This is a genomic window from Streptomyces sp. LUP47B, from assembly GCF_001746295.1.
Classification (GTDB): domain Bacteria; phylum Actinomycetota; class Actinomycetes; order Streptomycetales; family Streptomycetaceae; genus Streptomyces.
Genome location: NZ_MJAH01000006.1, coordinates 925,175 through 937,449 on the forward strand (window position 1 = coordinate 925,175; position 12,275 = coordinate 937,449).

Consider the following 12,275-nt stretch of genomic DNA (forward strand, 5'->3'; position numbering starts at 1 on the left):
GATCCGGCAGACGCGGCCGACGCCGTGGCACACCGCGGGGAACGAGCAAGAACCCTGTGATGACACACCGTTCGGCGCGCCCTCGCACCGGGGTGGCTCCCCGGTGCGAGCGAAACGTCGACCGGTGTGGAATGTGATCGATCGGCACCCTTGGTGCCGACAGGGACCTGAGACGAGGGGGCGGCGATGACCAGATCCGGAGCGCCGAGGATGACAGATCACGTCGGCGAGCCGCTCACCCACGGCCGGCCACGGGTCAACGGGGTCGATCTGCACTATGCGACGGGCGGCAGTGGCGACCCGGTCGTCCTGCTCCACGGCGTGCCGAAGAACATGTTCTTCTGGCGGCACGTCATCCCGCTGCTCACACCGCACTACACGGTCGTCGCGGTGGACCTGCGCGGATTCGGCGGCTCCGGACGTCCGGCGACCGGGTACGACACGCGGACCCTGGCCGCCGACATCGCCGCGCTCATGACAGTGCTGGGACACGACCGGTACCGCGTGGTGGGCGAGGACTGGGGTGCGGCCGTCGCCTACGCCGTGGCGGCCTTCCACCGCCCGAAGGTCGTCCAACTCGTCTTCCAGGAGACGAGACTGCCCGGCCTGCCGGTCCCCGACCTCGGGCCGCTCGTCGCCGAGGATCCCCGCACTGGCTGGCATCGTTCGTTGTTCAGCCTGCCGCACTATCCCGAGTTGCTGCTCGCCGGCACGGAACGCGCCTTCTGGACGTACTTCATGCGGCGGATCATGTGGGACCCGAGCGCGTACACGGACGCCGACGAGGACGAATACACCCGAGGGCTCGAAGAACCGGGCGGCCACCACGCCGTGTTCGAGCTGTACCGGGCCACCGAGACCGACGCCGAACAGAACCGGCCGCAGTTCGCCATCCCGCTGGAATGCCCGGTGTTGGCCGTCGGAGGTCGCGCCTACCTCGCCGCGGAGCCCGGGGAGCAGATGGCTCAGGTCGCGGTGGACGTCACACCTGTGGTGATCGAGCAGGCGGGGCACAACATCCCGTTGGAGGCGCCCGTCGAACTCGCGCGCTGCTACCTCGACTTCTTCGCGTCCGCGAAAGAATGACAGTTCAGCAGTGCGGCCGTAGCGCTGCGCCGACGACGGTCACCGCGTCACCTCGATGCGGTCGTGGACGACGGTCGACCGACTCCCACCGCAGGGAACTCCCCTTGCCGCCGGGCGGGAAGAGAGCGGGCCGCAGAACCGTACCTCGCAGGGGCGGGCGGCTGAAAGCGCACCTTCTCTCACGGAGACGGCAACGTCAGCGCACCGCTTTCTGCCCCGTCGGTCCGACAGCGAACCACCTGCCGTCGACGCCCTGTCCGTTCAGGTCACCGGCCCCGGCATCGCCGGAGAAGCGGTAGACGGGCCAGCCACCCACCGTGACCTGGACCTGTCCGTCCTGTCGGCGGATGGCCCCGACCTCCTTCGGGTTCACACCCGCCAGGTAGACGTTGCCACCCTCCTTGATGGTCACCGGTGGCCACTTCGAGGCACAGGCGTCATCGCAGTTCGACTGGGACGGGTCGGCGGTGTCGCCGTCGAAACGGTAGAGCGCCGCTTGGTTGACGTTGATCAGGTGGGCCACCGGCAATTGCGGCGAGGTCACCGCCGACAGCTGCACCCACTGGGGCGGAGTCTCCTGCACCGCCGCGCCGACCACCGTGCCGCCGGTGCCGTTGAGGCCCGCGTCCCGCGCCGTGGAGTCCACCACCTGCAGCGCCGAATTGCCGGCTCCCTGGCTGGGCGCGGCCGTCGTGGGCAACGCCGAGGACGTGGCCGGGGCGGGGGCCGGGGTGGACGGATCCTTGCTGTCACCGATCTGGATCGTCTTGCCGCAGGCGGTCAGGCTCACCACACCGCACACCGCGAGGACGGTGGCGACAGTGGCACGGTGCTTGGCGGCGCCGGGGGACAGCAGGCCGCTGAGAAACGAGGTCATGCGAAGAACACGACACGGAGGCCGCCGAAGGTTCAATGCCGTGCCCGGACCGCCTCACACTCGGCCCGGTTGAACGATCCGGCCCTGTGACCTCGTGTCCCTTGCAGAGACGGATGGCCAGCGCACAGGAACGGGAGCCGGCAGTGACAGACATCCACGTCCCCGATGACGCACTCAAGGACGGCGCGAAGAGAATGCGCCTCGTGCAGGACAACATCGACATCGGAAACACCACGTTCGACTTCGATGCCGCCTTCGGACGCGAGCTGTCCAGCGGCGCTGCACAGAACTTCGAGGACCGGTGGAACGACGGCAAGCACCAGCTGCAGAAGCAGGTGGGGGGCATCATCGACGCCATCACCCAGATCTCCGACGCCTTCGACGAGGCGGACCGGCGCTCGGCGGCGAGTCTCGACGACAGCCAGGGCAATTGACCTCCCCGACGGACACGGTGAAGGGTGACCGATGAGCACGGCACAGCGATTCCTGCTGGAGATCCCCGACGGGTGGGACCAGGTCGATCTGAGCGGCGAGGAGATGGCGCGGGTTCGCGCACAAGCTCTCGCCTCGACCGACGACCCGCGGCAGAAGGCCGAGATCAACGACATGTTCCGTCAGGGCCGTGAGGTGACCCGCGCCGCACGCCGCTACGGAGCGCTGCTGGCCTCGGGCACGGCGACCATGTACCCGGACGGACTCTTCATGGCGTACGGCATGGTCTTCGCCGTCACCACACCCGAAGGCCAGGAGCTGACGCTGCCCGTGCTGTCCGCGCAACTGGGTGTCTCCTCCGGCACCGGTGCGGCACCGAAGGACCGCGTGATCACCTCGGTGGAGGTGCCCCATGTCGGCCCGGCGGCGCGCGTGACCGGCACGGAGGTGACACGGGTGACCGCGGACATCTCCGTCAAGCTGCTGACGATGCACACGATGATGCCGGTGCCCGGCACCCCCCAGGACTTCCTCGCGGTTTCCCTCGCCAGCCCGAACCTGCCGTTGAAGGACGAGGTGTACGACCTCTTCGACGCCATCACGAGCACGTTCCGGTTCATCACCGACGACGGCGTCCAGGTTCCCGCGGGAGCGAGCAGCACCGGCGAGAGCCCCTCCGGCTGAGGCCCCTGCTGTCGGTTCAGGGCGGCCCTTGGTACGACAGCCGCCCTGCAGCGGGGCCGCAGCAGCCCCACGCCTCGTCACCGGGGGGAAGGAGGCGCACATCCAGGGGGACCTGGGGGTGCGCCTCCGGCTATTACCGGTCCGTGTCCAGGTATGGCACCTGCACGGTCCTCAGCACTCCGTCGCCCAGGTGCAGCAGGCCCCGGCCCGGCTGCGGGGCCTGGCCGACGACACCGCGGCTCAGCTTCACGCCGATGACCTCGCCGTCGCTCAGTCCCTGCGGGGAGAGGAGCATGCCGGTGCGGTTGCGCTTCACCTGACCCATCCATCCGGCCAGGCTCAGTGACAGCGACTCGGCGTTGCCGGCCGCGAGCACGCCCCAGCCGGTTCCGGCGCCGCCGCGGGCGAGCAGAGCGAGGTCGGAGTCGATCTCGGCGCCCATGAAGAGTTCGGCGTCGTCGACGACGATCACGCCGTACTCCTGCGAGACGTTGTTGAGTGCCTGCCGGAAGTCACCCACCGGCACCTCCGCGTCGGTGATGACGGTGACCACGCCCGGCCGCCCCTGCAGATCGCGCAGGGGTGAGCGCCGCGGGGCCAGCACGATCAGGCCGGTGCCGGCCGCCAGCAGCGACTCCGCCGTCGTGAGCAGGGTGGTGCTGCGTCCGGTGCGCGGCGGCCCGGCGATCACGAAGGTCGGCACGTCCGTGAGGTCGGGACCGAGCGAGGTGAGGGTATCCCCGCCGACGGCCACCAGTGGGCGCATCGGTCCCCCCGCGGTGTGCAGGGCGAGGGCGTCGGCGTACGTGATCCGGTCGGGCAGGACGTCCAGCCGGAGCGCGCGGCGGGCGTCGGGGACCGCGGCCTCACGCTCGATCAGCTGCCGGCCCAGCGCGGCCAGGACATCGGCCTGCGCGGTGCCCGCGAGGTCCTCGCCGAGCACGGCGATCTGGACCTCGCTGAGGTCCTGGGGGCGGATGCCCCGGCCGGGCCCGGGGTCGGACGGCGCGGACTTGGTGGGGATTCCGACGCCGGAGTAGTCCTGCCGGTCGTTGAGCCTGAGGACGATCTTGTCCTCGGTGGTGCCGGAGAAGCGGCTGCCGCCGAGCACCCGGTCACCGGCCGGCACGACGTGGATGCCCACGCCCGCACCGTCGCGCAGCAGACGCAGCATGCGCTCCATGTAGCTGCCGTTGTCGTACGAGGTGAACTCGCGCTCGAAGACCTCGAACCGGTCGACCAGCAGCACGATGTGCGCGAGCCTCTCGTGCAGTGGCTGGCTGCTGCGCAGTTCGGTCAGGTCCGCCGTGCCGCGCGCGCCCAGAATGCTCTGGCGCCCGGTGAGTTCGGCGCCGAGGCGGTCCAGCAGCCGGCCCAGCCGCTCGATCTGGGTACGGTCGACGACGGCACCGCAGTGCGGCAGTTCGGTGAGCACGTTGAGAGCGCCGTTGCCGCAGTCGATGCCGTACAGGTGCACGTCGTCGGCCCCGTGGGCCTGGCCGAGCGCCGCGGCCAGGGTGCGCAGCGCCTGGGAGCGCCCGCTGCGGGGCGAGCCGATGATGTGCAGATGGCCCGTCCGGTCCAGGTCGAACGTCAGCGGCGCCCGGCTCTGCTGGGCGGGCAGGTCGACAATGCCGTACGCGACCGGAGGCAGCGCTGCCTCGCGTTCGGCGGCCGGCTTCGGCGCGGGTGCCGCAGTCCACGGCAGCAGGGCGGGCAGGGGCGGCAACCACGGGCTGGGCTGGCGCGGCACCCCGGCCAGCGTGGCGGCCTCGGCGACGGCGCCGACGAGCACTGCGAGGTCGGTGACCGCCTCGGTCTGCGCCGCCGCGGAACCACTCCGCGCGCGCAGACTCGGCAGCGGGCCTCCCAGATCGTTCCAGGACACCGGCATCGCGGTGACGGCCACCTCCGTGCCTGCGTCGGACAAGCCTCCGGGACGGCGGCCGCCGACACGTCCGGACTGGAACGGCAGCAGCGCCGACGGGCCCAGACGGGCATAGGCACGGCCGGGGTTGGCCGGGGAGATGTCACCGGAGTCGGGAGCGTCGATGATGTCCCGGCTCTCGCCGGTGTCGGTGGTGCGCAGGGCGATCCGCAGGTTGGTGTTGGCGCGGATGTCGGGGGTGACCGCGCCACCGGGCCGCTGGGTGGCCAGCACCAGATGGATGCCGAGGGACCGGCCGCGCTGCGCGATGTTCACCAAGCCCGAGATGAAGTCGGGCAGTTCACGCGCCATGGAGGCGAACTCGTCGATGACGAGCAGTAGCCGCGGCAGCGGCGGCAGGACGTCACCGCCCCGCGAGCGCTTGTCGAGGTAGTCCTCGAGGTCCTTGGCGCCGATGTGGGCCAGCTGCGTCTCACGGCGGCGCAGTTCGGCACCGAGGGAGACCAGGGCGCGTTCCACCAGCCGGGTGTCCAGGTCGGTCACCAGACCGACGGTGTGCGGCAGGTCGGCGCATTCGGCGAAGGCACTGCCGCCCTTGTAGTCGACGAGGACGAACGTCATCTCGTCGGGCCGGTTGACCACGGCGAGGGTGGCGACGAGGGTCTGCAGCAGCTCGGACTTGCCGGAGCCGGTGGTGCCGGCGATGAGGGCGTGCGGGCCGTCGCGCACCAGGTCGACGGCGAACTCCCCGTCATAACCGACGCCGAGGACCGCCTTCGTGGACCGGCCACCCAGGGACCAGCCCGCCGCCAGTGCCTGTGCGGTGGGCGGCTCGATCTGCAGCAGATCCAGCAGCCGTACGGATCCGGGCAGCGCGCCCTCGTCGCTGTCGCCCACACCTCGCAAGGGGGCGAGTGCCCGAGCGAAGTCCTCGTACCAGGCGGGCTCCGGGGAGTCACCGCGCACGTTCTCCAGCGCGGCGGCGGAACCGGTGCGTACCTTGGCGGTGCCCGTACCGGCCTCGGTGACGACGACGGCGCCGCACTCCTCGGGCAGCAGCCGCTCCTCCCGGTCGATGCAGATGGTGTGAACTCCCACCGCCGGCCCGTCGCGCAGCAGGGCGATCACGCCGGGCAGTGAACGGGCCCGGCGCGCCTCCTCCAGGACGACGAGGATGTCGGGGTAGCCGTTGGCACCGCCCCGCGTGATGTCCGGTCCGGCCGCGCCACGGGCGGCGACGATCTGGCCGAGTTCGCCGACGCGACGGGCCAGCGAATCCGCGGTGCTGCCGATCAGGGCGTAGGCGTCCTCGCCCTGCGCCCGGGTGTGCGGCAGCCAGCGGGTCCAGGACCAGTCGCGTTCGCCGGACGGCCCGGCGAGGACGACGATACGCAGGTCGGTGGGGCTGTGCAGGGCGGCGGCCTGCGCGGTCAGCCATCCCGCCAGCCGGGTCGCGCCCGATCCGGCGACACCCGCGACACCGACCCGGCGCAGGGGAAGGGCCACCGGCACCTGGTACAGCCACGGCACGGTGTTGCGGCGGTGCTCGTCCTGTTCCGGGTCGTCGACGCCGACCGACGACGGCAGATCGGCGGTGCCCGCGCGCACGGACAGGAAGTCGGGGTCCTGCCAGCGGCGTTCCCACAGCCGTTCCGACGGCTGGACCGCCATCTGCAGCAGCGTGGCCGGATCGGGCAGGGAGAGACGGAGGTTGTGCTGTTCGTCCAGAACGGCGGCGTCGATGTCCGCGCGGACGCCGGCCACCGCCCGGTCGTACTCCTCCTTCTTCTCCAGGTACTTCAGCATCGCCTGCTTGCGCCCGCCGAACTGGGTGACCAGGGCGGCGAGCGGCGAGAGCAGGGCGATGAAGACGAACGACCACCGGTGGGTGACGAAGATGGCGATCGCGGCGCTGCCGGCCGGCAGCAGCAGGATCGGCAGCAGCGGGATGGGCCGCTTGTCGGGCTTGATGGGAGGCGTGGGCAGCCGGAACTTCGCCCCCGCCGCGGGCGGCAGGAACCTCGGCGGCCGGTTGAACTCCAGGCCGATCCCGTCCTCCGCCGCGACCAGCGGTGCGCGCGCCGTTCGCCTGGAGGTGAGCTCGAGCAGGATGTTGCCTACGGCGAGCTGGCTGCCCTCGCGCCAGGGGGACCGGGTGCCCGAGGGCTTGCCGTCGAGCAAAGCGTTCTCGGTCTCGAGAAGTTCGGCGCGGCCGTCGAGGTGGACGCGTACCCGTGCCGCGAGCGCCGGGGCGCCCTCGGCCAGGCGGATACGGCAGCCCGGGGCGGTGCCGATGTCGTAGTCGCCGGGGACCAGGCGGTAGGTAGTGCCCGCGCCGGGCCCGGAGACGATGCGGACCTCGGTGCGGCCCTCGGGCTCGGCCTCCCCGGAAACGGGAGCGCCGAGCCCCAGGTCCATGCCGTCCCGTACCCCCGCCACCTGCAGAGTGCTGCGCGGGTCGACGAGCGTCGAGCCGATGTACAGGGCCGGCTCCGGCGGCGTGGTGCCGTCGGCCCCCGCGTACCCGACGGCGCGTGCCAGATCGGACGCGAACCTGCCTGCGGTGGCGGTGGGTTCGGTCTGCACGGAGACGGTGGAGGACGCCTCCTCGGCCCGCGGGTCACGAACGCTGACGGTCAGTCGCACTGCTCATCGTCCTTCTCGAGTAGCGGTGGGTCGGCCCCGCACGCCGAGGCGGCGAGCCGGGCCGGATGGGTCAGGACAGGGCGGAACCGAGCTGGTTGTCGGTTTGGTCGAAGGCCTCACCGACGGTCTTCACGTACTGGCCGATGCCCTGCAGGCCCTGGTTGACCTGCTCGAAGCCCTTGGCGAACTCGTCAAAGAACGGCGAGAACTTCTGCTGGGCGGCCGGGGTGCTGTAGCCGTCGGCGAGCAGGTTGGTGATCTTTCCCCTGACCTCGTTCAGCTTGTCCTGGAGCTGGGAGAAGTCGTTGAGCAGAGCCTGCGACGTCGACGAGGTGGTGTCGGAGTTGACGCTGTAGTTGGGCACGGAAGTACTCCTTGCTGGTGGTTGGTGCCGTCCATCCGTTCAGGGATGGAGAACTGGCAGGCGTGGGGCCTAGCCGCCTTGGCCGTCGGCCGGCGGGGTGACGGGTCGCGCCGCGGACGCACCGTCCGGGACGGTGGGCGACGGCGGCAGCGGGACGTCGACAGGGTTCACCGGCAGCGGGCTTGTGGGCCGCGTGTCGGTCGGGGGCGGTGCGGGAGGGGCTGGGCTTGTGGGCTGTGTGTCGGTTGGAGACGGCGGAGGTGTCACTGGGCTTGTGGGCCGTGTATCCACTGGAGACGGCGGAGGTGTCACTGGGCTTGTGGGCCGTGTATCCACTGGAGACGGCGGAGGTGTCACTGGGCTTGTGGGCCGTGTATCCACTGGAGACGGCGGAGGTGTCACTGGGCTTGTGGGCCGTGTATCCACTGGAGACGGCGGAGGTGTCACCGGGCTTGTGGGCCGTGTATCCACTGGAGACGGCGGAGGAGTCACCGGGCTCGCGGGCCGTGTATCCACTGGAGACGGCGGAGGAGTCACCGGGCTCGCGGGCCGTGTATCCACTGGAGACGGCGGAGGAGTCACCGGACTCGCGGGCCGCGTATCCACCGGAGACGGCACAGGAGTCGGAGTCACCGGACTCGCAGGCCGCGGGCCTGTCGGGGACGCCGGCGGGGTGACGTCCGGCGGAGTCGCCGCGGGCGCGGCATCCGGTCGGGGACGTCCCTTGAAGGGGATCTTGTCGGCGATGCTGTCGACGCCACGGCCCAGGCCGGCTTTGCCGAGCGCGCCCACAGCGAGTTTCGAGGCGCCATTGGCGATCTCCCCGGCCGCGACATCCTTGGCATCGCCGCCCTGAGCAACGCCGACCCCGATCTTCGTTCCGACGCTGGCGCCCTCCTCGAGGAAGCTGCCCAGTTGGTCGGACACCTTCTTGCCGAGGGAGTCGCCCACCGCGGGCGTCGTCGTGTTGCCGAACCGGCCACTCTGGCCTTCTTCCACCGACGGGACGCCCCGGTTTTTGCCGATGGTGCCCACCCCGCCCTTGAAGAGGGCTCCGGCAACAGCACCGGCTGCGGCTCCGCCGAGCACGCCGGCAAACGTGAGCTCGTCGTTGTTGGCTCTCTTGGCGGCCGCCTCGATGCCGGCGTTGACGGCGAATTTCTTGCCGGCGTCGACGAGGGCATCGCCGATGAACTTGCCGACGGGATTGCCGAGGAAGCCCCCGACAACCCTGTTGTCGGTGAGCGACTTGCCGATGTCGCCGATGCTGCCCGTGGCCTTTTTGATCAAGGGAAGGTTCTTCACTGTGGCGGCAAGGGCGGGACTGATGGCCTCCGCGACGCGGCCGCCGAACTTGAGGAGCGCGCCGCCGGGGATGATGCCCAGCAGGCCGGTGACGAAGTCACCGGCCTTGATTCCGCCTGTCTGACTTGCGACTACTTGGTTGAAGACGAACAACAGACCACCGAGCAGGGCTCCGACCACGGGGAAGAAGACCGCGAGAATCGCCACGAAGGCGGCCACCAGGACCTGCACGAACGGAAATTCCTTGAAGAAGTCGGCGATCTTCTGGAAGATGTTCCGCTCCGGGATCGCCTCCTCCGCTGCCCGGTCCAGCACCTGGGCGAGCCGGCGCTGCGCACTCTCCCGCAGCGTCCTCGCCTGCTCCGCCAGACTCCGGGCCGCACCCATCTCGGCCTGGCCCGCGTCGATGGAATCCTGGGACGAACGCGCCTGCGCCCTCTCCTCGTCGGTCGCGTCGGCGCCCAACTGCCGCGCAGTCTGGTTGGCTTGCGGCGCGGCGGCTCGCGCCCGGTCCACGGCCTGGTCGAAGACGCCCTGCGCCTCCTCCAGCCGGGGAACGTACTCGCTGTAGGCCTGAGCCGCGTCGTGGTACGACGTCTTGGTCTTGGTCAGCTTGTCCGGCAGGTCGTCGCCGACCTTCGCCCTGAGCGCGTCCATCGCGTCACCGGTGCCCTCGGAGATCGCCCCGTCCCGCTTCACGATGTTGAGCGCCCGCTCCGCGTCATCGCCGATGCTCCGGTAGCGCTGCACGATCTTCAAGATGATGTCGGGGTCGCCCGGTGCCGGGTCCGAGTCCATCCCGAGAAGCTGGAAGTCCTCGGGGCTGGCGTGCCGCCGTGCCATTGCGATTCCCCCGGTCCGGTGCGTTGACGTGCGATCGCGAGGTACACGGGGCCGGGCTCGCGGAAGGTTCAACAAATTCCGCGTCAGGTTCGAACTTTTTGGCCGGGCGGTCCCGTGTAGTCGGTGCAACGCAACACCGGACGACATGGGTGGACACGATGAGCAACTGCGCGGGCCAGGTGCCCGACCCTCGACCGAGAACCGTCACGGCACACCGCATCCCGCAGGCACTGCTGTTCGCCCTGACAACTCTGTTGGCGGCGTTCCTGGTGGCGATCGGCGCAGCCGGTTCCGCCGGGGCGGCAGCCCCCGGCGACGATCTGATCAAGGTGTTCGTGGTCCAGGATCCGGCGCAGACCGGCGGGCAGCTCGCCACTTTGCAGTCGATCGCCGCGACCACACTGGGAGACGCGGCGCGGGCCGACGAGATCTTCGACCTCAACCGCGGCCTGACGCAGAAGGACGGAGGTGCCCTGAGCAGTCCCGGCGACCAGCTGCACCCGGGCTGGGTACTGCGACTGCCGAAGGACGCCTCAGGACCCGGCGTGCAACTGGCCAGAGACACCGGAGGCCAAGGCAACGCCTCCACTTCCCCGGCCTCCGGGTCCACGGCTCCGCCGGGCACGGGCGACGAGCGGTCCACCACGCTCACCATCCCCCTGGCCGCCGCGATCGCGACACTCGGCGCCATCCTGCTCGCCCTGGTCACCGCGGGCATCGTGGGCCGGCGGAAGGTGCGTGCCGGATTCGCCGCCGTCCGCCGGGGTCTGAACAAACTGGGCGAGCCCGCACGCCGGCGCCGCAGGCTGGCGCAACGACAGGCGACCAGCCGCTGGTTCGACGCGGACGTCGACGCGGTACGGCGTGCCTACGGCACCCTCGGCGAGTTCGCCGCCACGGACCGGGAGCCCGAGAGGCCGGTGCACGCGCTGAGCGTCGACGACGCCGGCGTGACGGTGTGGCTGTCGGCGTCCGATGCGGCCGGCGCACCATGGACGAGCATCGACAGCACGCGCTGGCGCCGTCCCGCTGCCGTGCCGGGCCGGCCGGTCCCGGGCGACAGCGGCGTGAGCGAACCCGCTGTTCTCTCCGCGGCCTGTCTGGTCCGGCCAGGCACGGACGCCGACGGCCGGCCCGTGTTCGTCGACCTCAGCCGCCTGGACGGCGTCCTCAGCGTGACCGGTGAGAAGGTGGTGGCCCGTGACGTCGTGCAGAACCTGCTGGCGGAGATCGCCCGTACCCGTCCCGGCACTCCCGTGACCGTGCTGCGGGGAACAGCCGACGCTCCGTCGCTCGCCGTACCGCCGAGCCTCCAGCAGCTGCCGCAGGTCACCCCTCAGGCCGTGGCCGTTCCGGTCCCGGCGCAGTCGACGATCCGCGGCGCCGCCGCGCGCCGGCCACTCAGGGGACTGGTCGTGGTGGCGGGTACGCCGGGCTCGCGAGAGGCCGCCGAACTGGCAACCTTGTGCGGCCCGGGCGGTGCGGGTTGGACCGGACTCGTCTACGGGGAAGCCCAGGACGCGCACTGGCGCTGGTACACCGACAGTGACGGCCGCGTCGACATCCCCGTACTGGACCTGAAACTCACGGTGCCGGCCTGAGTAGGGTTCCGACCCGTCACCGGTGGCCGTCGTGATCTTCCGGCAGCGGGCTGGCACCATCACCGACAACGGCGCCGGGTTCCAGTCCGCCTTCCACTGGCATGCCCTGGACAAGGGCATCGCCCACACGTACATCAAGCCCCGCACCCCGCGGCTGAACGGCAAAGTCGAACGCTCCCACCGCATCGACGCCGAAGAGTTCTACCGGCTCCTCGACGGCGTCATCATCGACGACGCCGAGGTCTTCGACGACAAACTGCGCGGGTGGGAGGACTACTACAACTGCCATCGCCCTCACGGCGGCTTCGGCGGCCAGACCCCTTACGAACGCCTCAAGCAGAAGACCACGACCCAGGCGTAATCGGTGATCGTCAGTGGCGCATCGACACGGAACACGGGGCAACCGCCAACGAAGCACGTTGACTTGCCGTGCAGCGCGTGTCGAGTTGCTGCGTTAGCGGTAGGAAAACTCAGTCAGATGCGCTCTGCACGCCCGGAATCCATGGTCATTGCGGCGATCTGATGCGAGGATCACTGACAAAACGCCAT

At 70.5% G+C, this 12,275-nt stretch carries 8 protein-coding genes and 1 pseudogene; 5 read left to right on the plus strand and 4 right to left on the minus strand.

Features of this window, described 5'->3' with window-relative positions; genetic code table 11:
* Nucleotides 1–210 precede the first annotated feature (210 nt).
* The gene (locus BFN33_RS22165) at nt 211–1,086 is read left to right on the plus strand and encodes an alpha/beta fold hydrolase (protein WP_069761810.1); all 876 of its coding nucleotides are present in this window, start codon (nt 211–213) and stop codon (nt 1,084–1,086) included.
* Nucleotides 1,087–1,282: 196 nt separating this feature from the next.
* Here the strand turns inward: BFN33_RS22165 and BFN33_RS22170 are convergent, their stop codons facing one another.
* Nucleotides 1,283–1,963, minus strand: coding sequence for a hypothetical protein (locus tag BFN33_RS22170; protein ID WP_069761811.1), 681 nt, complete (start codon nt 1,961–1,963; stop codon nt 1,283–1,285).
* A 143-nt stretch (nt 1,964–2,106) separates the two neighbouring features.
* Between BFN33_RS22170 and BFN33_RS22175 the strand changes: the two genes are divergently transcribed.
* On the plus strand, nt 2,107–2,397 hold the full coding sequence (locus BFN33_RS22175; protein WP_225886161.1) for a hypothetical protein: 291 nt from the start codon (nt 2,107–2,109) through the stop codon (nt 2,395–2,397).
* Between the two features lie 31 nt (nt 2,398–2,428).
* The gene (locus BFN33_RS22180; RefSeq protein ID WP_069761812.1) at nt 2,429–3,079 is read left to right on the plus strand and encodes a hypothetical protein; all 651 of its coding nucleotides are present in this window, start codon (nt 2,429–2,431) and stop codon (nt 3,077–3,079) included.
* Between the two features lie 133 nt (nt 3,080–3,212).
* On the opposite strand, the gene BFN33_RS22185 is transcribed toward BFN33_RS22180, so the two are convergent.
* The 3 genes from BFN33_RS22185 to BFN33_RS22195 all read right to left on the minus strand — a co-directional run bounded on the left by BFN33_RS22185 (nt 3,213) and on the right by BFN33_RS22195 (nt 10,125).
* A complete protein-coding gene (locus tag BFN33_RS22185; RefSeq protein ID WP_256122823.1) occupies nt 3,213–7,613 on the minus strand; it encodes an FtsK/SpoIIIE domain-containing protein in 4,401 nt (1,466 codons plus the stop codon).
* Between the two features lie 70 nt (nt 7,614–7,683).
* Complete coding sequence (locus tag BFN33_RS22190; RefSeq protein ID WP_062036124.1) at nt 7,684–7,977, minus strand: WXG100 family type VII secretion target; 294 nt, start codon at nt 7,975–7,977, stop codon at nt 7,684–7,686.
* Between the two features lie 69 nt (nt 7,978–8,046).
* Nucleotides 8,047–10,125 (minus strand): putative T7SS-secreted protein, encoded by a 2,079-nt coding sequence (locus tag BFN33_RS22195; protein WP_069761813.1) that lies wholly within the window; start codon nt 10,123–10,125, stop codon nt 8,047–8,049.
* Between the two features lie 158 nt (nt 10,126–10,283).
* On the opposite strand from BFN33_RS22195, the gene BFN33_RS22200 reads away from it, so the two are divergent.
* Together BFN33_RS22200 and BFN33_RS22205 are read left to right on the plus strand one after the other, a co-directional pair.
* Nucleotides 10,284–11,726 carry a hypothetical protein gene (locus BFN33_RS22200; protein ID WP_141757981.1) on the plus strand — a complete coding sequence of 481 codons (1,443 nt, stop codon included), beginning with the start codon at nt 10,284–10,286 and terminating at the stop codon, nt 11,724–11,726.
* A 61-nt stretch (nt 11,727–11,787) separates the two neighbouring features.
* Nucleotides 11,788–12,087: pseudogene (locus BFN33_RS22205) on the plus strand (integrase core domain-containing protein); the annotation flags it as partial.
* Between the last annotated feature and the right edge of the window lie 188 nt (nt 12,088–12,275).